Source organism: Gemmatimonas sp. (genome assembly GCF_046594945.1).
GTDB lineage: Bacteria > Gemmatimonadota > Gemmatimonadetes > Gemmatimonadales > Gemmatimonadaceae > Gemmatimonas.
Map to the genome: position 1 here is coordinate 1 of NZ_JBKJRB010000002.1, position 21578 is coordinate 21578.

Below are 21578 nucleotides of genomic sequence, written 5' to 3' on the forward strand. Positions count from 1 at the left end.
CTGCGGCAGCAGCGCCGCGGCCGCCTTGGCCTCGGCTTTTTGCGCATCGTCGACCGTCTTGAGCTGTTCCACGATCGACGCGGCATCGGCAGCACGAGCGACTTCGAAGTCGTTACCACGACGACGGAGGTCGATCATGTTCGCGTCGTGCGCATCCTGCAGAATGCGCTCGAACATGCGTGAGCTCAGCGACTCACTGTCGCGGCCGAGCAGTTCGAACGCCTTCGTGCGCGCCGCACTGGCGCTTGTGGAATCATCACCCTGCACCAGCGCTTCGACGGCGCGGCGTACCAAGTCGAACGCCTCACTGCGCGTGAGACGCTCACCGCTGCTGCCGATATGACCAGCCACCGCCGAACCGAAGCTCGGGGTCGCCGTCGGGGTCGCCGACGACGGGGCGGCAACCGGTGCGAGAAACACCGGAGCAACGACAGCGCGAGCGGCCGGCACGAAGGCCGGGGCCGCGGCGTCCGCTTCCGCAGCGTCCGCGGTGACATCGGTCGGCGCCGCGGCGACGGTCTCGCCACGCGGTTCACGATCGTCACGATCGCGGAACCGATCGCGGCCACGGCCACGACGGTTGCGACCACGACGCGCTTCGCGCTCGCCTTCGCTGGCGGCATCGATAGCGGCGTCAACACCCGGCTCACCGGTGGCATCGGCGTCCGCCGGAAGGTCCACGACCGTCGTCTCCAACGTCGTATCCAACGACGGTGTGAAACCACCCAACTCCGCCGCGTCGGCAGCGTCATCGGCAGCGTCATGCTCGGCGTCGGCCGCATCCTGCGCCGCATCAGTCGCGTCACCGTCCACCGGCGTACGATCGAACCGATCGCGTCCACGGCCACGACGGCCACGGCGACCACGACGTTCGTCGCGTTCACGATCGCTTTCCTCGCGACGCGCTTCGGTCGGCGCGGCCGCACTCGGCGACGACGTCGGCGCGATACTGCCGTCGGGCGTGTCGATTTCAAGCTGGCCACTGTCGAGCTTCGTGACCTTGAGGAGCCCCTTGTGGGACGCATCCTGCACGAAGCGCGAGAACTTCGGCATGCCAAGGTTCTTCTCGTCGAATGACGAGTCGATCTCCTGCATTACCTGCTTGAGACGGTCGGAGCGCATCACGTCGCCGTTGCGCTTCATGCGATTGACCGACTCGGTCACGAGCTCCCACGGATCCCAGCGGGTGGACTCGTCGTCGCCCGTCTTGGTGAGGCCGGCGAGCGCGTTGTACGAGTAGTACTCGTCGCAATTCATGACGAGCAGGTCGCTCGACGATTCGCGGATGCCGACGCCGATCACGTACTTGCCGTACTCCTTGAGCTTGATGACCATGCTCGAGAAATCGGAGTCGCCCGAGAGCAGCACAAAGGTGCCGATCTCGGGGCGCGTGAACACCAGCTCCATGGCGTCGATCGCGAGACGGATATCGGTCGCGTTCTTCTTCGACGAGCCGTACGCCGGCGCGAAGATCAGATCGATCGACGACTCGGTGAGCGGCACGATGTACTGTGGGTAGCGGCGCCAGTCGGCGTAGGCGCGGCGCACCGCGACCTTCCCTTTGACGATGTCCGACGAGAGGAGGTTGTTGAGCTCTCCCTGCAGGTCGGAGCGGATGCCCATCGTGACGTTGTCAAAATCGATGAGCAGCGCGGCGTTCGGTGCGTGGGACGGCGGCGCGGCGTTCGGAGAGGTCACCGGACTGACGGCCTGCGGTCCACGATGGAACGGCGCGATGGTACGGGACGGTGCCGCACTGCGGGACCGGGTGTCATGTCGACTCATGTACTAGCCTGGATTCAAAACGGAGTGATCGAGCGCGTTGCCATGCAGCGCCGAGGCGCTCATCGTGTTCGCACTCAGCGCGATTGCCCGCGCGAGTTCTCGCCGCCGCACTTTGCCACTTCCCGTCATGGGAAAGACATCGAAGAAGCGGACGAAATCGGGAACCTTGTCGGCTGCCATCATGTCCTGAGCGAAGCGTTTGATCTCGCCGCCCGTGATGACTGCCCCTTCTACTGGCACGATGCACGCGCACACCAGCTCTCCCATGACATCATGGGGCACGCCGATCACGCACACATCGTCCACTGCCGGATGCGCACGCAGACGATCCTCGAGTTCGCGCGGGTAGAGCTGCATGCCCCCGCGCGAAATCGTCTCCTGCCGCCGCCCGACGATCTTCACATAGCCATCCTCATCGATGATCCCCAGATCACCGGTGAGGAAAAATCCGTCCGGCGTCATGACCTTGGCGGTCTCGGCCGGCATGCGGAGATACCCCCGCATGAGATTGGACCCGCGGACGGCGATCTCGCCGACCGCTTCGGGTCCGTGCAGCTCTCCCGTCATGAGATCCATCGCCATGATCTCGACGCCGGGGAGGGCGCAGCCCACGGTGCTCAAACGACGTTCGTCGTTGTCGGCAACGCGGGTGATCGTGACCACCGGTCCGGTTTCGGTGAGGCCGTACGCCACGAGCACATCGCACCAGCGACGCACCCGGCGCACCAGCGCCTCGTCCACCGAACTGCCGGCAATGACGCCGGTTCGCAGCGACGTGAGTCGCGACGGGTTGAACGACGCCTCACGCATGAGGAGGTGATACTGCGTGGGCACGCCGTGCAGCACCGTGACCTTCGCGTCGGCGATGAGCGCGAGGGCGCGCGCCGGGTCGAAAGACGGTTGCAGCACGATCGTCGCACCACGTGCCATCGTGCCCAGCATGATGCCGAAGCCGAAGATGGCGAAGAACGGAACTGCTCCGAGCACGCGGTCGTTGGGCGAAAGCTCGAGGACCTCCGCCACACGAACTGCGTTTTCCACCAACGCCCGGTGCGACAGCGGCACGCCCTTGGGCTTGCCCATCGTTCCCGACGTGTACATAACGGCCAAGTCGGCCGTCTCGTCATACACCGCTGGCCGCGGAACCGGTCGCCCGGTGCCGCTCGAGACGAGATCTTCGAACTGAAAAATCCGGTCGTCGTACCACAGGTCCTCGTCGCCTACCGTGACCACATACTGCAGGTCGGGTAGATCGCCGAGCAATTCTTCGAAGCGCTCCAGAAAGTCCACACCGTCCCACTTCTCGATGGTGACGACGGCACTCGCCTCGGCGTGTCGCAGTTGGTAGCGCAGATCGTGAATACTGAGCTGCGGACTGACCGGCACCACGACCGCGCCAAGCTTGGCGGCGGCCAGCGTGGCGATGATCCACTCCACGCCGTTCGGCAGGTTGACCGCAATGCGATCGCCCGTGCCGAGCCCCAATTCGGAGAAAGCAGCAGCCAGGGAGGACGCGTCGGCGTCCACCTGCTGATAGGTCCACGTCCGTTCACCATTCGTGGCAAGCACGCGTGCGGGATGCTCCTGCGCGCGTTGCTCAACCAAGGGGGCTAGGGACCACGACGTTGCCATTCCACTCCGGGATCGGGTACAGCCACGTAAATTACTGACTATGAACGAGATGCGGAAGCCGACCGTTGACGATCGCGGGTCGCCGACTCGGACGGGCTCGGAAGAGAAACCGTCCCCCGAGCGCTCGCGTAGGGAATCCCGTAAGAGGCGGCGACGGCTCGCGCGGGCCGGAGCACGGGCGCCGTTCCGGTCTCGACTGTTCGCGATGCTCATCCTGTTCGCCCTTGTGCCCACCGTGGCGGTGACGCTGGTCGGAGTCGGTACGGCGAGTCGGGCGCTATCCATGTTGTCGGCCCGATCGGCTTGGGAACGCATCGCCCTCAGCGGCGAGCAGGCGCTGGCCGCCACACGAACTGCTCCACTCACCACCGAGCAGCGGTCCGCGGTGGAGCGCCATGAAGCCGAGCTGCGCCAGTCGGTAGAACTGGCGCGACGCTTCGATTTTGTTGCCAGACGCTCGATGCGGTTGGTAGTGGCTGGCGCGGTGCTGGTAGTCCTGCTGGTGGCGGTCGGTGCCTCGCGCGTGGCCGGTCATCTGAGTCGTCAGCTCAGCCGTCCGCTCGATGAACTGGTAGGATGGACGGGCTTGATCCGCACGGGGCGGTCTATCCCGGAGCAACCGGAGCGCCGCGGCGCCCCGGAATTTGAAGTACTGCGAACGGGGATGCGTACGATGGCTCAGGATCTCGAGACAGGACGACGACGGGCGCTCGAGGCCGAGCGCGCCGAGGCGTTCCGCGAGTCCGCCCGAAGATTCGCGCATGAGCTCAAAAACCCGCTCACGCCGATCCGCTTTGCGGTCGACCGACTGCGGCGCTCGGCGCCCGACGAGCTACGGGAGACGGTCGAAGTGCTGGCTGAGGAAGCCGCTCGTCTCGAGACGATGGCGAAGAGCTTTGCCCAGTTCGGTCGACTGCCCGACGGCCCCGCCGCCGACATCGACGTGTCCGAACTCGTCACGCGCGTGGCGCGCTCCACGGTACCGGAGCGACTCACCGTGTCGATCAACGACGACGACGCGCTGCCGCTGGTGCACGGCTTCCATGAACCGTTGGTTCGTGCGGTCACGAACGTACTGATGAACGCCGTCGAGGCCTGCGCTGCCTCGGGGCAGATCGACATTGGGCTCCGATATTCGGCGGCGGACGTCACGATCACCATCCGCGACAGCGGTTGCGGCATCGCGCCCGATGCGCTCGCGCGCATCTTCGACCCGTACGTGACCACCAAGCCGGGCGGCACCGGGCTCGGCCTCGCGATTGCACGCCAGACCGTCGAGGCGCATCGCGGTTCCATCAGCGCTGTCAGCGCGCTTGGCCAAGGAACGGAGATCACGGTGCGCCTACCGATCAGGGAGACAGCTGCATGAGACAGAATCCGAGCGCGGCGCAGGGTGCCGCCCAGGCGACCCAGACCGCCGCCAGCGCCGAGCGACTGACGCAATCGGCACTCGAGACGGCGGAGAAAGCGTTGCAGGAGGCGCGAACCTCCGGCGTGCAGGTCCATTCGCTGGGCGATCGCCTGCTCATCACGATGCCGTCGTCGGACGGGATTCGTCGGAGCATTGAGCTGTCGGCGGATGGCAAATCGCTGCTGAGCGTCGACGGGATCGCGACCACCGCGATCGCATCGCCGACGCCCTCGGCCACGCGCTCGCGCACCCAAGTGCCCGATGGCATGGTGGACATCGTTCAGGCGGGCGCGGCGATGCTCGCGTTTATCGTGGTCGGTGGCCCGCTCGCCCGCGCGCTCGCGCGCTGGATCGAGAAGCGGTCGAACAGCACGCCGACCACGGTGTCGGCGGAACTCACGAAGCGCCTCGCGGCGATCGAGCAGGCGGTGGATTCGGTCGCGGTAGAAGTTGAACGCATCAGCGAAGGACAGCGCTTCACGACGAAGTTGCTGTCGGATCGCACCATAGTAGAACGGGAGCGAGTGTCATGACCGCAGTGCGACAGCCGTCGGTACCACAGGGAAACAGGGCCGAAATTTCCCAAACGATTCGCGAAGCGAACCAGGCGGCACGCGATGCCGACCAGGCGGCACGTCTCGCCGACCAAGCGGCGCGCGATGCAGATCAAGCAGCACGGCCTCTGGCGCCACAAGCGCCACTCCCGCCGGGTACGATCGTGTTCACCGGCGACGGTAGCGGTGACAACGTGCATATCAACGTGAAGGGTGGCAACGTGGTACTCACACAGGGTACCAACACCACGACCATTCCGCTCAATGAGGTCGTGCCCACGGGGGTCGTACAAATGTCCTGGGCGTTCGCCGCCTCGGCGATCGCCGTGTTCATCGGTTGGCCCATCGCGCGCGCCGTGGCGCGCTACCTGGATCGTCGTGGCCGTGCGGTTCGCGCCGACAACGTGCTCGAAGCGCAGCTGCAGCAACGGTTCGACGCGATGGAGCACAACATCGACACGGTGGCCCTCGAGATGGAGCGGCTCAGCGAGGCGCAGCGTTTCACGTCGAAGCTGCTGGCCGATCGCCCCGCCGTTGCGGTGCCGGTCGACGCGAGCCGGTAGGCGACGACCACGATGCCCAGTGTTCTGATCGTCGACGACGAACCGAACATCCGACGCATGGTCGGCGCGCTGTTGAGCGCCGAAGGGTACGACGTGCGCGATGCCGCCGATGGAACCACTGGGCTCGCGCTGGCCGAGGCCAACGAGCCGGATGTGGCGCTGGTGGACCTGATGATGCCGGGCAATCTCGACGGGCTCGCGTTGCTGCAGAAGTTGCGCGAACGCCGACCGGACATGCCCGTGGTCATGATGAGTGGACGCGCCGCGCTGACCGATGCGGTGCGCGCCACGAAGCTCGGCGCCTTCACCTTTCTCGAAAAGCCGCTCACGCCCGAGGGCGTGCTGCTCGCACTCGCATCGGCCTTCGAGCTGCGTCAGGCCCGCCGAGCCGCGGCCGCGTTGCGCGAAGATCTCGGCATCTCGGGCGAGATGGTGGGCGACTCCCCGGTCATGCATGACGTGCGCGCCCTCATCGCGCGCGTCGGGCCGACGGATGCACGGGTGTTGATCACCGGTGAATCGGGCACCGGTAAGGAGTTGGTGGCCGCCGCCCTGCACCTGGCGAGTCCGCGACGCGACCGCCCGTTCATTCGCGTGAACTGCGCGGCGATTCCGCGTGATCTGGTGGAGAGCGAGATGTTCGGCCACGAGCGCGGCGCTTTTACCGGCGCCACCGATCGACGCCTCGGCCGTTTTGAACTCGCGCATACCGGCACGCTGTTTCTCGACGAAGTCGGTGATCTCGGGGCCGAGGCGCAAGCCAAACTGCTGCGCGCCATCGAAGCGCGCGAAATTGAACGGGTGGGCGGCGGCAAGCCGATCAAGATCGACGTACGCATTCTCGCCGCCACGAACAAGGACCTCGCCCGTGCGGTCGCTGACGGCAGCTTTCGCGAGGATTTGTTCTTCCGGCTGAACGTGATCCCGATCCAGCTGCCGACGCTGCGCGACCGACCGGGCGATTTGCCGGCACTGGTGCGGCATTTCTCGGCGCGTCATCGTACACGCACGGGGCGACCGCTGGTGCAGTGGCACGAAGACGCCCTGGGCGCGCTCAGTAGCTATCGCTGGCCCGGGAACGTGCGCGAGCTCGCCAACGTCGTCGAGCGACTCGCGATCCTTCATGCGGGCAGCGTGGTGGGTCGTGCCGAGGTGCTGCAGGTGCTGCCCACGGTGGCTACCGATCCGTTCAGCCTTCCGTCGCTCGACACCGACGGACGGGCGACGGCGACGCTACCGGTGCTCCCGCTAAGTGATGCCCTCGATGCGTATGAACGCCGACTGATCTCGGCCGCACTGGCGCAGAGCGATGGCAACGTGGCCGAAGCGGCCCGTCGGTTGCAAACCGACCGGCCCAATCTTTATCGACGCATGCGCCGACTGGGCTTGGCGTCAGCCGGCGAGTGATTCGACCCGTTCAAACCTTCGGCGTGTCGGGAGTGTCTGCCCTCGAAGCGCGTATCGGGACGACACACCCGGTGTCCGCAATCGATGACGATCGCGTCCGGACGACGGCGTGTAATGCCTACCGTGTTCAAGCGCGCTTCGTGACGGAGAACACCGAAATATCGGCGTTCGCTGGGCGAGTGGTACATGACGTGCCCTTCGGGGCCGTGAACCTCAGCAGGAGAAATGCATGAAGGCAGCCATGACCCGACGTGGTCAGGCACGGATGGCGCTCGCGGTGCTGTGTGTGGCAATGAGCGCGTTGCCACTGGGATCGGCGTCGGCCCAGCGGGACCGCGACCCGGACCAGGACGGATCACGGCGGCTGGGCGGCGTTCCGCGAGAGGTGGCGCTCGAAGTCACGGCGGTGTGGAACGCCCCCGCAACCCGGCGCGTACGAGGGGACTTCGCCCTGGCCCCAATGGATACGGTGCGCGGCGATCTGGCGGTGCTTGGTGGCCGCGTGCGTCTGGCCGGCGTGGTGACCGGCCAGGTGGTCGTGCTGAATGGCGATGCCGCTCTGGTGGACGGTGCGCGGATCGAGCGCGCGCTCACTGTGATCGGCGGCCGGCTCGAAGCGCCCGAGCGCCCCATTGTTGCCGGCGAAATCCGCGTGTGGAGCGCGGCGTATCGCTATCGCGAGGTGGGTGACACGCTGGTGGCCGAACTCGATTTCTTCTCGCGCTGGTCGCGCTGGATAGGCGACGACGCACGCGGTAGCGGCAACAGCACGAACAGCGATCTGCTGGTCACGACCGCGCACACGTACAATCGCGTGGAGGGGCTGCCGATTTATGTGGGACCCCGCTTTCGTGCCCGCAGTGGCGACACGCGCGTGCGAGCCGAAGTCTTCGGCATTTTCCGCACGGGAGACCAGCTGAATTGGAAGGGCGAGAATCTCGGCCATCGCGTGTTGTTCGAAGTACGCCAAGGCGACCACGCCGGCGTCGCGATTGGCGGTCGACTGTTCGATGAAGTCGATGCCGTCGAGCGCTGGCAGCTCACGGATACCGAAGTGGGCCTCAACGCCTTTCTCTTCACACGCGACTATCGCGACTATTGGCAGCGACACGGTGGTCAGGGGTACGTGAGCCTGTTCGCAGGGCGCGGGTCGGAAGTGCGGGCGTCGTATGGCGAAGAGCGGTGGAGTTCGCGCCGGGCGCGCAACGTGCCGTCGCTTGTGAATGACAACGTGCCGTGGCGGGTGAACCCGCTGGCCGACGAAGGCGTGATGAAACTGCTTACGCTGTCGGCGACCTTCGACACGCGCAACAGCCCCAAGGACCCGCGCGCCGGTTGGTATCTGCGCGGTGAGTATGAACATGGCGATGGGCGGCTCGTTCGGGCCGGAACATCCGTCCTGCGCGTAGAGGGCGTGGAGGCGGCCGCGGTGTATTCGCGCGCCCTGCTCGACCTGCGTCGCTACAATCGCCTCGGGCCGAATGGCTCGCTGAACATGCGCGCGGTGGTGGGCGGGTGGCTCGACGGCGACCCCTTGCCGGCGCAGCGCCGTTTCTCAGTCAGCGGCATCGATGCGCTCCCGGGCTTCGACTTCCGTCGTCAGTTGAATGACACCGACGTGGGCACCTGCGCGGTCGGCAACGAGCAGTCCTACGCCGCCCGCGGCCGACCGTCGCTGTGCGATCGGCTGGCGCTGCTGCAGGTCGAGTGGAAAGGCGACTTCCGCGTCAACCTCTTCGGGAATAGCGAGGACTTCGGCGATCGCCGCTGGGTGTTCAGCCGCATGAAGTTCGATGGCGCGTGGGTCGTGTTCGCGAACGCGGGCCGCGGATGGCTGGTGGGACCGCGCGACACTGACAACTTGCTGTACCCCAAGGGGTCCGTGCCCGACATCAAATCGTGGCGCACCGATCTCGGCGGCGGCTTCGATTTCGGAAATTTCGGCGTGTACGTTGCGCAGGCGGTTTCGGAAAGCGGCTTGTCTCCGAATGTGTACATGCGGCTCAGTCGCCGCTTCTGATTCACGTCCTCGTGCATGTGATGCGCTCGGTTTCGGGTTCGGCGTCGCGAACGCCTTCGCCATCGGTGCGTGCGCTGGTCGCCGTCCTGCTGCTCCTGTTCGGAGCGAGCGGGATGGCATCAGCGCAGTCGCGTCCGGAGATCGACATCCGCGTGGCGCCGACGTCGTATCCACCGCTGGTGGCCGTGCGCGGTGTGCTGACCGAGCAGCCGTTCGACGAACTGCTGCGCAGCGGCTTCCCGGCGCGCCTGCATGTGCGAGCCGAGGTGTGGACGATCGGTCGCTGGTTCGACGACGTGCTCAGTCGCGTGGAATGGGATATTGTGGTGCGTTATGACGCGATCGATCGTACCTACGAAGTGGCGCGCTTCGTGGCGGGGCGCTTGATGCCCTTGGGCAGCTACGTGCGATTCTCCGACGCCCGCGCGGCCAGCGAGTTGCCATATCTGCCCGCGCTCACCACGCCACCGCGCGGGCGCCGAAGCTACGTGGCCGTGCAGGCGGAATTGCAGACGCTCGACGTGAGCGATCTCGATGAACTCGAGCGCTGGCTCCGCGGCGAAGCGTCGCCGGCGGTGCGAGGGAAACGCAGCCCCGGCACCGCACTCACGCGCGGCGTTCGGTCGTTGGCGAGCCGCCTGCTGGGCGGTGAAGTCCGACGGCTCGAGGCGAAGTCGCCCGCCGTGAGATACTGACCGGGCCGCACCGATCAGGTGACGAGAACGGCACCCTCGATCTTCTCCAGCTCGCGCAGCGTCTCTTCACCGTAGAACACCTTGATGTATTGCGCCTGAATCGGCGTCAGCCGTCGGACCGCCCAGCTGAGATGCACGAAGTGCGGCTCCGAGGGGGGGTGCAGCGGCGTCATGCCGATCTCGTTCGGCATGCGATTGGCCTTCTTCGTATTGCAGCTGCTACAGGCTGTGACCACGTTTGTCCACTCGTTCGAGCCACCACGCGAGATCGGGATCAGGTGATCACGCGTGAGCGACTCTCGGGGCTTGAGCTCTGCGGAGCGGCGCGCGCAGTACTGACACTGGTAGTCATCGCGGGCGAAGAGGAACGTGTTCGTGACCTGTCGGCGGAATCGCCGCGGTACGTGCACGAAGCGCGTGAGGCGGATGACCGCCGGGCGCGGAAATGCTTGTCGTTCGGAGCGCACGGGCATGCCCGTGTCGGCCTCGACGATTTCCGCCTTGCCGTCGATCACCAGTCGTAGCGCTCGCCGAAGCGGCACCATGGTCAGGGGTTCATACGACGCATTCAGTGCAAGACATCCCGCGATCACGCCCTACCCTCCACTCTACAGTGTTAAGGTCGATGGGTCCGCTACGTGAAGCATATCATACGGTGGAAGCCTGTCGCCACTGTTGCAGTCGATCGCGCCACGCCCCGACGCGTAACGGTAGGGTCTCGTCGCGCTGGGTAATGAGTCCGTTCAGGACAAGTTCATGTCCTTGCACGGTCACCAGCTTCGCTTCGACTTTGCCAGCCAGTGCGTGCACCAACGCCACTGCGGGATCGAAGAGCGGCTGCGCATCGTCGTGATCCAGTGCGAAGGCCGCCAAATCGGCGTCCTTGCCCACATCGAGCGTGCCGACGCGCGATCCCAGCCCCAGCGCGTCAGCCCCGCCGCGGGTGGCAAGCGCGAGCGCGGCGTGCGCGGACAAGGCGTCTGGTGTACCCGCCCGCAACGCGTGAAGGAGCGTGGCCTGCCGCGCCTCGCCCAGCAGATCCATGCGATCGTTACTGGCCACCGAGTCGGTGCCCAGTCCGGTCCGGATACCGTGGGCGAGCATGCGGTCGAGCGGCGCAATGCCGTGGCCGAGTTTCGCGTTGGAGATCGGACAGTGCACGATGCTCGCGCCCGCGTCGGCGATCCGCTGCAGGTCACGATCGTCGGCCTGAATCACATGAATGAGCACAGGCTGCGCTGCCAGGACACCCGCTTCGTCTAGCAACGCGATCGGTGATTCGGCCTGCGGAGCCACGGCAATCGTACGCGCTCGCAACTGGTCGGCGAACGGCCCCTCGCCATCGCGCACAAACCGCATTTCGGCCGGACTCTCCGCCACGTGCACCGCCATCGGCAGTGACTCGCGCCGAGACAACGCGGCCGTTGCCGTGAAGAGATCGCGCGATACCGTGTACGGCGCGTGTGGCGACACCCCCACCCGCACCAGCGCGGTGTCCTGCGCGCGGGCCGCGAGTACGCGGGCCTCGAGTTGAGCGATTGCCCCCGCACACTGCGCGGGATCGGGGCCGAAGACCTCCAGATACCCAACCCCCCGCACGCCATACTCGCGCATGGCGATGAGCGGCGCACCGGAGTCGGTGGTGTCGGCGAGACAGGTGATGCCGTTGCGCAGCGCTTCGCGAATGCCGGCCCGCGACGCATCGAGCAACACGTCGTCGCTCATGAGCTCACGTCGGACCGTCGTGAGCGTGCGCAGCCACTGACGAAAGTCGAGGCCCTCGAGAAATCCCCGCAGCAGAGTGAGTTCGAGATGCGAGTGCGCGTTCACGAGCCCCGGCATGAGCGCCGCATTACCGAGCGTCACTGTGCGCACCGCGCCGGCCGCGATGGTCACGGTACTCGCCGCGCCCACGAACTCGATGCGACCGTGATGCACCAACACTGCGCCATCGCGAATCGGCGCCGACGAGATCGGCAGTACCCAATCGGCGGTGTACAATGTGCGGGCCGTCACCGACACATCACTGCGGCGGAATCTTGAACGGGTTGGACGAGTCCGCCTTGGCGCGCATTTTGGCCGCACTGTCACTCGAGAGCATGGGCGTCATCCCCGGATCGGTGCACGTGCCCGTGGGCTCGGTGCCCTGCACAAAGAATTCGGTCGTGAGAGCGGTCATGCAGTTGCTGTTGGCCAAACGGCCGCTTAGCCCATCGATTTCGCGAACCACCACACCGTCGGGTCGCGGCCAGTCGGGCGGTGGTGGCTTGCGGCGATACACCTCGGTCATGAACGACGCCCACGCCGGCGACGCCAGTTCACCGCCCTGCGCATTCGCTTTGATCTTTTGTGGCCTGTCGAAGCCCATCCAGACACCGGCCACCAGATCGGCGGTGTAGCCGATGAACCAGACGTCGGCCCCGTCGTTCGTGGTGCCCGTCTTGCCGCCGGCCGGCACGTGGAAGCCCGAACTCCACACGCGCGCGCCAGTGCCGCGCACCACCACGTCTTTCATCATGCTCACCATCAGCCACGCCTCTTCCGGCGAGAGTACCGCCTCACGCGCCGTCGTCGGCTGCCAGACCACCTGACCGTCCGCGTTCTCCACCTTGAGAATCGCGTGCGGTGTGGTGCGCAGACCGAGGTTGGCGAACACGGAGTAGGCGGCAATCATCTGCACCGGATAGACGTCGGCTGAACCGATGAAAATCGACGGATACGGCGGAATCGGTGTGGTGATGCCGAAGCGCCGCGCCATCGAGATCACACTGCCCGCGCCGACCGACATGCCGGTGCGGATCGCCGCCAGATTTCGAGACTGATACAGCGCTTTCCGCATGGGCATGTTGCCCTGGAACTTCATATCGTAGTTCTGTGGCGTCCACGTCTCGCCGCTCACCTGATCGAGCGCAATCGGCGAATCGTCCACGATCTGGGCGGGACTGAAGCCTTCGTGCACCGCGGTGGCATAGACGATCGGCTTGAACGTCGAACCAGGCTGACGCAGCGCCTGCACCGCACGATTGAACTTCGAGTCGCCGAAGTCGCGGCCGCCAACCATCGCGCGCACTGCACCACTACGCGGGTCGACCGCCACAAACGCGCCCTGGAGATACGGCGAATTCGCGGCTCCGCGCTCGCCGCCCCCAGCCGAACGCGCGAGATATCCTTCGTATGTCAGGTGCGAGTACTTGCCATGCCTTCCCGCCTCGATCGCCTGCAACTGGTTCTCCAGCGCGCGCTCGGCGGCGCCCTGCATGTCCACGTCGAGCGACGTATAGACCTTGAAGCCTTCGTCGTAAAGCCGCTTGCCGAAGTGGGCCTCCAGTTCCTGTCGCACCCATTCCACGAAGTAGGGCGCCACGTCGCCCGACTCGGTGCGTTCGGCCAGCTGCAACGGATACGCCTTGGCGAGCGATGCATCGGCATCGTTGATGGCCCCTTCGCGACGCATCAGCTCGAGCACCGTATTGCGACGCAGGATCGCGCGATCGGCGAAGCGGCGCGGGTTGTAGCGCTCGGGTCCCTTGAGCAGCCCCGCCAGCACGGCCGCTTCGGCCACACCGACCTCGCGCACCGGCTTGCCGAAGTAGCGCTGCGCCGCGGTTTCCACGCCATACGCACCGTTGCCGAGGTACACCTGATTCAGGTACAGCTCGAGGATCTTGTCCTTGGTGTAGCGCTGCTCGATGGCGCGCGCGACGCGCGCTTCCTTGATCTTGCGCAGCAGTGTTTTCTCACGGGAAATGCGATCGGAGAAAACGTTGCGGGCCAGCTGCATCGTGATCGTCGAGAAGCCCTGGACGTAGCGGCCGGCCTTCACGTTGCGCGCGAGCGCGCCGAACACGCGATAGTAGTCGATTCCGGAGTGCGAATAAAAACGGCGGTCTTCGGTGATGACGACCGCATCGCGCACATGCTTGGGGATGTCCTGCAACCGGACCAGCGTGCGCCGTTCGAGACCGAGCTCCGTGATGAAGCGGCCGTCGGCGGCGTACACCTTGGAGGTCTGGCGGGGCACATACTGCTCGAGCGCGGCGATCGACGGGCAGCGCCCGTCACGGCAGATGACGCTCCACGCGCCAAGCAGCCCGCCGGCACCGACCATGCCGCCGAAAATCCCAGCCACGAGCAGCCAGCCCAGCCACGGGCGCCGCGAAAGAACAGAGAAGAGTGCCATAAGGTGAGTGAAGGCTACCCGCTCGCGCGGGGGCGCGCCAAGAGCCAGACCAGCGATAACTTGTGAGAATGTCCGACCCATCAGCCCCCATCCCCGAACTCGCCTGGCGCGAGCTGCTGTTCCAGCACACCGAGGGCCTCCCGGCCGCCTTCGCGGCGGGACAGGTCACCGGTTACTGCGGATTCGACCCGACGGCATCGAGCCTGCACGTGGGCAACCTGGTCCCGGTCATGGGACTCGTCCACCTGCAAAGGGCCGGCCACCGGCCCATCGCGTTGGTGGGGGGCGGCACGGGGATGATTGGCGACCCCAGTGGCCGGAGCAGCGAACGGACGCTGCAGACGCTGGAGACGATCGCCGAAAACGCCAACGCGATCCGGTTGCAGCTGGCGAAGTTCCTCGACTTCGAGGGACCGAACGCCGCCAAGCTGCTGAACAACGCCGACTGGCTCGCCAAGTTGTCGCTGCTCGATTTCCTGCGCGATACGGGCAAGCACTTCTCGATCAACTACATGCTGGCCAAGGACTCCGTCAAATCGCGCCTCGAGAGCGGGCTGTCGTTCACGGAATTCTCGTACATGCTGCTGCAGGCCCACGACTTCCTCGAGCTGCATCAGCGCGAAGGCGTGACGCTGCAGATCGGCGGCAGCGATCAGTGGGGCAACATCACCGCCGGACTCGAATTGATTCGCCGCACCTCCGGTGGTGACGCCAACGCACTGACCTTCCCGCTGATCACCAACGCCGACGGCTCAAAGTTCGGCAAGAGCACCGGCGGCGGTTCGGTGTGGCTCGATCCTGCACGCACGTCGCCGTACAAGTTCTATCAGTTCTGGATCGGCGCCGACGATCGGGATGTGTCGCGCTACCTGCGATTCTTCACGCTGCTCGACCGCGACTCGATCGAAGCGCTCGATCAAGCGGTGAGGTCGTCGCCCGAAAAGCGCGAGGCGCAGCGTGCACTGGCCACCGAGGTGACCACGCGGGTTCACGGCGCCGACGCGGCTCGGGTCGCACAGGAAGTGTCGGCGTTGCTGTTCGAGAAGGCCGATCCGCAGCGGTTGTCCGACGCGGCGCTCGAGGCGCTGCGCCTGGAGATTCCCTTCGCGACGTACGCCGCGGCAGCCGACGGTCCAGCGCTTTCCGAGGGGATCGACGTATACGAGTGTCTGACGGCGCTCGGCGTGGCCGCGTCGCGCGGCGCGGCGAAACGGCTGCTCGAACAGGGTGGCGTCAGTATCAACGGCACGAAGCTCTCGGCCGCCGACCGTCTCGTCGGTGAAGACCGGCTGCTGCGCGGCCGTCATCTGCTGCTCAAGAAGGGCGCGCGCGAATTTGGGCTGGTGCAGGTCCCGTAGCTCTCCACCCCTCCGAGTATCCAACCGCATGGACAAGTCGAAGCTTCCCAGTCGTCACACGACCGTCGGCCCCGAGCGCGCGCCGCATCGCTCGTACTACTACGCGATGGGCCTCGACGAAGCACAGATCGCGCAGCCGATCGTCGGTGTCGTCTCGAGCTGGAACGAGGCGGCACCGTGCAACATCTCGCTCCGACGTCAGGCGGACGCCGCCAAGCGTGGCGTCACGGCGGCCGGCGGCACACCGCGTGAGTTCACCACGATCACCGTGACCGACGGTATCGCGATGGGACATGCCGGTATGAAGTCGTCGCTGGTGAGCCGCGAAACGATTGCCGACTCGGTCGAGCTCACGGTGCGCGGACACACCTACGACGCGCTGGTCGCCATTGGCGGCTGCGACAAGGCGCTGCCCGGACTCATGATGGCGATGGTGCGACTCGACGTGCCGTCGGTGTTCCTGTACGGCGGATCAATCATGCCGGGGCGGTATCAGGGACGCGACGTGACGGTGCTCGACGTGTTTGAAGGCGTGGGCAAGCACTCCGCCGGCAAGATGACGCTCGAGGAGCTCACAGCGCTCGAGAAAGTCGCCTGCCCGGGCGCCGGCTCGTGCGGCGGACAGTACACGGCCAACAGCATGGCGTATGTGTCGGAAGCGATCGGTCTGGCGCTGCCCGGGTCGGCGAGTCCCCCGGCGGTGCTCGAGTCGCGCGACGTGTACGCCGAACGCTCCGGCGAAGCGGTCATGCGACTGCTGCGCGACGGCCCGCGCCCGCGCGAGATCGTGACCCGCCAGTCACTCGAGAATGCGGCGGCGGTGGTGGCCGCGACCGGTGGCAGCACGAATGCCACGTTGCATCTGCCGGCGCTGGCGCACGAAGCCGGTATCGCCTTCGACCTGTTCGACGTGGCCGAGGTGTTCGCGCGCACGCCGCTGCTGGCCGACCTCAAGCCGGGCGGCAAGTATCTCGCGAAGGATGTGCACGAGATCGGCGGCGTGTCGATCATTCTCAAAGCGCTACTCGACGGCGGCTATTTGCACGGCGACTGCATCACCGTTACCGGCCGTACACTGGCCGAGAATCTGGCCGACGTGGTGTTCCCCGAGGGGCAGGATGTCGTGATGCCGGTCTCGCGCGCCATTTCGATGACAGGCGGTCTGGTGGGCATGCGCGGCAACCTCGCGCCCGATGGGGCGGTGGTGAAGGTGGCGGGCTTGCACACACGCGTGTTCAGCGGACCGGCGCGCGTATTCGACAGCGAGGAAGAGGCCTTCTCCGCTGTGACCGAACGCCGCTACGACGCCGGCGATGTCATCATCATCCGCTACGAGGGACCGCGCGGCGGTCCCGGCATGCGCGAGATGCTGTCCACCACATCGGCGATTTACGGGCAGGACATGGGCGACAAAGTCGCGCTCATCACCGACGGCCGGTTCAGCGGAGCCACCCGTGGGTTATGCATCGGCCACGTAGGCCCCGAGGCGGCGCTGGGCGGCCCGATCGGCCTGCTGCGCGACGGGGACATTATCGACATCGACGCAAACGCCGGCACCATGTCGGTGCGGCTGTCCGACGAGGAACTTGCCGCGCGTCGCGCCGCGTGGGAGCCACGGCGCCACAACTTCCAGTCGGGTGCGATCTGGCGGTATGCGCAGACGGTCAGTCCGGCTCGCTACGGGGCGGTGGTGCACCCGGGCGGGGCGGCGGAGACGCACAACTACATGGATTCGTAGGCGAGCGCCGACGGCGGGGAACGGCCGACCGCTTAGGAAACAGGGAGGAAGGTGGCAGGGGGCAGGACGCAGGAAACCACGACCTGCTCCTTCTGTTCCGATACCCTCTGTCCTGCTTCCTGAGCAGTTGGCCGTTGGCCGGACCGTGAACGGCCAAGGGCTGAGTGCGCCGTTGGCCGTTTACGAGGCCGGTAGTTCCACCGGCACCGACGAATCCACGTGCGTTACGTGCAGCGTGAGCGATCGCGCAAAGCTCACGAAGCCTACGGTCGCGGCCAAGGCGCGCGAGGCCAAATCACCGAATTCCAGGCGCACGAAGGGAATGAAGCCCTGGCTCAGCACGTGGCGCACCATGGCATGGAGGACGACACGGCCGTAGCCCATGCGACGATGGCGCGGCGACACCAACACGCGCACGCGCGCCAGGCGCCCGCGCGGTGCGTCCACGGTGGCCAGCGCCACCAGCGCGCCACCCTGCAGAGCACCGACCCGATGCGGAGAATCGATGTTGCCACCGCCCTGGTGCCATTCGCACGGTGATACATCGTGCCGCAGCATATCGAGCACGTCTCGCCGCGGGTCGTACACCAGCATGCCAGCCACCCTCGGCGACGGGGCGAGGGTGGATTCGTCGAGCAACGCGACGGCCGCCGGGTCGTCGCCCACGATGAACCGCGCCGAGCGCAACTCGATCACCGAGCCGGGCGCTGCCTCGAGGCGTGTGAGGGAGAGCAGCTCCTGGATTTCGTCTGGATCGAGCCCGAGGTCGACTTTCTCCTCGCACGGCAGCGAAACCACGCCAATGGCGTCGCGCACAAAAGTCCGCACGACCGGCTCCTCGTCGCCCGGCCGCTCGACCGTCGTCACCCGATGCCGTTCCAGAAAGCCCACCGGACATCCCAGCGGCATCGCGCAGGATCGCAGCGCGTCTGCGACGCTGCGTTCGGTCAGTGAGGCCCGAAGGTCTTTCGAAGAGTTCGACATCGATGATGAAGAAGTGGACGTTTTCTACGCCCCGAAAACATGACAGAGTCGGACTCGGGGTCCAATAGGCAAGCATTCAATTGTCAAGAATCTTTAGAACCTGCTCGATCTCCTCGCGGGTGTTGTAGCAGTGCGGAGACAGACGAAGGGCGCCTTCCCGGACGGTATGTGTAACGTGGGCCGCACTCAGCCGACTGGCCATCGTGCTCAATGAGTCGGATGCAAAGGCGATCACACCGGCCCGCCGGTGGGAGTTCGCCGGCGTCACCAGCCGGACATCCGAGCGCGATTGCGCCCACTCGACAATGCGCGAGCCGAGGGCGGCAATGTGGGCCGACAGCGCGTCGACCCCGATCTCGAGCAACAGCCGCGTGGACGCGTTGGCGACCGCAAAATCATGATAGGCCAGCGTCACGACTTCAAAACGGCGGGCGTCGTCGAAAAAATCGAAGTCGTAGTCCGTGAGACGGGTGTAGTCGGTCGAGGTCTTCATGCACGCCCACCCCACGTCGATCGGATCGATCGCCCGCACCAGTTCCCGGCGCACGTACACGAAGCCGGTGCCCCAAGGACTGAGCTGCCACTTCTGGGCGCCGCTGGCAAAGATGTCGATTGCCAAGGCATGCAGGTCGATCGGGAGCACGCCGCACCCCTGAATGCCGTCTACAATGAAAAACACGTCGCGGGCACGACAGGCCGCGCCGATGCGGGCGAGGTCGGCCACATAGCCGGTAGCGAACTGCACCCACGACACCACGACCGCCACCACGTCGGGGCGTTGGATCGCCGCGACCAGCGCGTCTTCGTCGGGGAGTCCGTGCAGGCGCGGGATCAACTCGAGGTTGATGCCGCGTGAACCGAGCGCCTGAAAGGGATACACACAGCTCGGAAACTCGCCGTCGAAGGTGAGAATCGTACCGGGACGCAGCGGCAGCGCCCGCGCGGCGAGATTCAGCCCGTAGGTCGTATTCGGCATCAGCGCGATCTCGTCCGCGTCGGCACCGACCAGAGCGGCGAACTGCGCCCGCGCCGTGGAGGCGGCATCGAGCATCCACTGAAACGGGAGCTTGTGCGGCTGCGCACGCATGCGGCTCCACGTGTTCGCGACGTCGACCGCCGCTGCCGGCATCGGTCCCACGCTGGCGGCATTCAGAAAGATCGCCGGATCGTTGGCCATCCAGGCGTATTCGCGGGCGCGGAGCGCGGCGACGTCGTGCAGTGTGGTCATCAGGAAAGTCCGAGTGCGTGTGACTATGGAAGACGCTGTGTGCCACGCGGGTCGAGCGCGTCACGCAAGGCATCCCCGAACAGATTGAAACCCAGCACCGCAAGTCCGATCGCCACACCCGGCGCGAGACTCGTCCACGGCGCATTGCGTAGCTGCGACAGATCGCGACCATCGGCGATCATCGCGCCCCAACTCGGCGTTGGCGGTTGCACGCCAAGCCCGAGAAACGACAGTGCCGCTTCGGCCATGATCGCGCCGGCAATACCAAGCGTGGCGGCGATCACGACGGGCGCGATCACGTTCGGAAGCACATGACGCAGCAGAATCCGTCGATCGCGGGCGCCCAGTGCCCGCATCGCCTGCACGTATTCGAGTTCACGCACCACCAGCACTTGGCCACGCACCAGCCGCGCCATGCCGGCCCAGCCGACCACGCCGATCACCGTGCACACCACCGTGAGCGACGGCTCGAACGCCGCCGCCATCGCGATCAGTAGCAGCAGCGACGGAAACGCCAGCGTGACGTCGGCGAGACGCATGATGACCTCGTCCGTCCACTTGCCGCGGTAGCCGGCCACGAGTCCGAGCACGAGCCCGATCGACAGAGAAATCCCCTGCGACGCGAGCCCGACCAGCAGCGAGATGCGCGCGCCATGGACCAGCCGCGACCACACATCGCGCCCCTGCGCATCGGTCCCGAGCCAATGCGCGCCGCTCGGCGCCTGCAGCGCGTGGCGCAGGTTGATCTGAAGTGGATCGGCCCCGTCGATGAGCGGTGCCAGCAGCGCGGCCAGGATCAACAGCGCGATCACACCAAGCCCGAGGCGCGCGCGGCGATCCTGACGCAGTCGCGCCCACGCCGCGTTCGGCACCGCACGCACCGCCGCGTTGCCGAGGGCGCCCGAGGCGGCGCTTGAATCGGGGATGGAATGAGCGATTGCCATCGTCAGGCCGACGTGAGCGTTGGACGGATGGCCGCCGACGGTATGCGCGTTCCAGAAGCCCGCGAGAGCACGTCGGCCGCGTCATCGACGAACCGCTGCCAGTCGTGCAGACGCAACGCGCGCGCGCTGGCCGCGTCGCCCATCACCTCGAACTCGTGCCGATCCGAAATAAGTCGCGCCAGCTCGGCGACCACCGCCGACAGATCGGCATCGGACGTCACGAACCCCGTGATGCGTGACGCCACCAGCGACGAGCACGCCAGCGCCGCGGGCACGACGACCGGGATCCCGCGCTGCATGGCCGCGATGGTGGCAATCGCGCCCTCGTCGCCGTCCGCCGTGACCCACACGGCGGCGGCCTCGACCTCGTCTGCCATCAACAACGTGTCGATCGACGCGACCTGCACGAACGCCGAGAGCCCCAATGACGCCGCGTGCACGCGCGTGGACTGGAGCGTCGCGAGGTCGCCCAGCAACACAATACGCAGCGATGGATGCCGTCCCACCAGCCGCGCCGCCGCCCGCAGCGCAACAGCCGTGCGTTCATCGTGCTCGACCGGCGGGACAATCCACAGCGCCGTGGGGACGGATTCGCTGGATCGCGTACCGGTGCGTGCGGCACGCGGCGGCGGGCCCGGCCAGCTCACCGCAATCGGATCACGACCCCACGACGTGAGGTGGGCGCAGGAGCCGGCCAATCGCGTGCGCCACGTGCGCGCGGCGGGACGCGCGTCGAGCGCATCCTCGCCCACGCACCAGCGTCGCACCACGCCTCCGCGCCGACCCGTGGCCATCGCGGCCAGCAACGCATCGTTTTCACTTTGCACGAGCACCGCGTCGGGACGCAGCGCGGCCACGATACCGCGGGCACTGCGGATGCGTGCGAGCCCGCCCTGTCCTGTAATGCCGCGTACCGCCAAGCGAGGGAACGTGGCTTCGGTGGCGCGCTCCAGCACCCCCTGACTGAGACAGGCCACGGTGACGATGTCACCGCGGGCCGCGAGCTCGGCGCCGAGCGTGATCGCCAACCGAACGCTAGGCGTCCACGACGCGGCCGTAGTGAGCACGAGAACGCGCAC

General features: G+C 66.4%; 17 protein-coding genes. 8 read left to right on the forward strand and 9 right to left on the reverse strand.

Annotated features, from left to right (window positions below):
- Both ACLL97_RS00150 and ACLL97_RS00155 read right to left on the reverse strand, forming a co-directional pair.
- A partial coding sequence (locus ACLL97_RS00150) for an NYN domain-containing protein (RefSeq protein ID WP_411278441.1) occupies nt 1–1698 on the reverse strand: 1698 nt, incomplete at its 3' end.
- A gap of 90 nt (nt 1699–1788) precedes the next feature.
- Entirely contained in the window at nt 1789–3390 is a 1602-nt protein-coding gene (locus ACLL97_RS00155; protein WP_411278442.1) for a class I adenylate-forming enzyme family protein, read from the reverse strand.
- A gap of 232 nt (nt 3391–3622) precedes the next feature.
- On the opposite strand from ACLL97_RS00155, the gene ACLL97_RS00160 reads away from it, so the two are divergent.
- From ACLL97_RS00160 to ACLL97_RS00185, 6 genes are all read left to right on the forward strand, one after another.
- Nucleotides 3623–4786 carry a sensor histidine kinase gene (locus ACLL97_RS00160; protein WP_411278443.1) on the forward strand — a complete coding sequence of 388 codons (1164 nt, stop codon included), beginning with the start codon at nt 3623–3625 and terminating at the stop codon, nt 4784–4786.
- Entirely contained in the window at nt 4783–5361 is a 579-nt protein-coding gene (locus ACLL97_RS00165) for a hypothetical protein (RefSeq protein ID WP_411278444.1), read from the forward strand. Before ACLL97_RS00160 ends, ACLL97_RS00165 begins: the two co-directional genes overlap by 4 nt.
- Nucleotides 5358–5945 carry a hypothetical protein gene (locus ACLL97_RS00170; RefSeq protein ID WP_411278445.1) on the forward strand — a complete coding sequence of 196 codons (588 nt, stop codon included), beginning with the start codon at nt 5358–5360 and terminating at the stop codon, nt 5943–5945. The genes ACLL97_RS00165 and ACLL97_RS00170 overlap by 4 nt, the downstream gene beginning before the upstream one ends.
- Before the next feature lie 12 nt (nt 5946–5957).
- Nucleotides 5958–7352, forward strand: coding sequence for a sigma-54-dependent transcriptional regulator (locus tag ACLL97_RS00175; RefSeq protein WP_411278446.1), 1395 nt, complete (start codon nt 5958–5960; stop codon nt 7350–7352).
- A 229-nt stretch (nt 7353–7581) separates the two neighbouring features.
- Entirely contained in the window at nt 7582–9372 is a 1791-nt protein-coding gene (locus ACLL97_RS00180) for a hypothetical protein (protein WP_411278447.1), read from the forward strand.
- Nucleotides 9373–9437: 65 nt separating this feature from the next.
- Nucleotides 9438–10067: a hypothetical protein gene (locus ACLL97_RS00185; RefSeq protein ID WP_411278448.1), complete on the forward strand. Its 630-nt coding sequence runs from the start codon at nt 9438–9440 to the stop codon at nt 10065–10067.
- A gap of 14 nt (nt 10068–10081) precedes the next feature.
- On the opposite strand, the gene ACLL97_RS00190 is transcribed toward ACLL97_RS00185, so the two are convergent.
- The 3 genes from ACLL97_RS00190 to ACLL97_RS00200 all read right to left on the reverse strand — a co-directional run bounded on the left by ACLL97_RS00190 (nt 10082) and on the right by ACLL97_RS00200 (nt 14247).
- On the reverse strand, nt 10082–10612 hold the full coding sequence (locus ACLL97_RS00190; protein WP_411278449.1) for an HNH endonuclease: 531 nt from the start codon (nt 10610–10612) through the stop codon (nt 10082–10084).
- 103 nt (nt 10613–10715) lie between these two features.
- Nucleotides 10716–12083, reverse strand: coding sequence for an amidohydrolase family protein (locus ACLL97_RS00195; RefSeq protein WP_411278450.1), 1368 nt, complete (start codon nt 12081–12083; stop codon nt 10716–10718).
- Nucleotides 12084–12090: 7 nt separating this feature from the next.
- Nucleotides 12091–14247: a penicillin-binding protein 1A gene (locus tag ACLL97_RS00200; protein ID WP_411278451.1), complete on the reverse strand. Its 2157-nt coding sequence runs from the start codon at nt 14245–14247 to the stop codon at nt 12091–12093.
- A gap of 68 nt (nt 14248–14315) precedes the next feature.
- Here ACLL97_RS00200 and tyrS point away from each other — a divergent pair, with 68 nt between their 5' ends.
- Both tyrS and ilvD read left to right on the forward strand, forming a co-directional pair.
- The gene (gene tyrS / locus ACLL97_RS00205; protein ID WP_411278452.1) at nt 14316–15605 is read left to right on the forward strand and encodes a tyrosine--tRNA ligase; all 1290 of its coding nucleotides are present in this window, start codon (nt 14316–14318) and stop codon (nt 15603–15605) included.
- Nucleotides 15606–15633: 28 nt separating this feature from the next.
- Complete coding sequence (ilvD, locus tag ACLL97_RS00210) at nt 15634–17343, forward strand: dihydroxy-acid dehydratase (protein WP_411278453.1); 1710 nt, start codon at nt 15634–15636, stop codon at nt 17341–17343.
- Nucleotides 17344–17523: 180 nt separating this feature from the next.
- Here the strand turns inward: ilvD and ACLL97_RS00215 are convergent, their stop codons facing one another.
- The 4 genes from ACLL97_RS00215 to ACLL97_RS00230 form a co-directional block, all read right to left on the reverse strand.
- The gene (locus ACLL97_RS00215; RefSeq protein WP_411278454.1) at nt 17524–18327 is read right to left on the reverse strand and encodes a GNAT family N-acetyltransferase; all 804 of its coding nucleotides are present in this window, start codon (nt 18325–18327) and stop codon (nt 17524–17526) included.
- A gap of 76 nt (nt 18328–18403) precedes the next feature.
- Nucleotides 18404–19555: an aminotransferase class V-fold PLP-dependent enzyme gene (locus ACLL97_RS00220; protein ID WP_411278455.1), complete on the reverse strand. Its 1152-nt coding sequence runs from the start codon at nt 19553–19555 to the stop codon at nt 18404–18406.
- Nucleotides 19556–19578: 23 nt separating this feature from the next.
- On the reverse strand, nt 19579–20499 hold the full coding sequence (locus ACLL97_RS00225) for an ABC transporter permease (RefSeq protein WP_411278456.1): 921 nt from the start codon (nt 20497–20499) through the stop codon (nt 19579–19581).
- 2 nt (nt 20500–20501) lie between these two features.
- The gene (locus tag ACLL97_RS00230) at nt 20502–21578 is read right to left on the reverse strand and encodes a glycosyltransferase (RefSeq protein WP_411278457.1); all 1077 of its coding nucleotides are present in this window, start codon (nt 21576–21578) and stop codon (nt 20502–20504) included.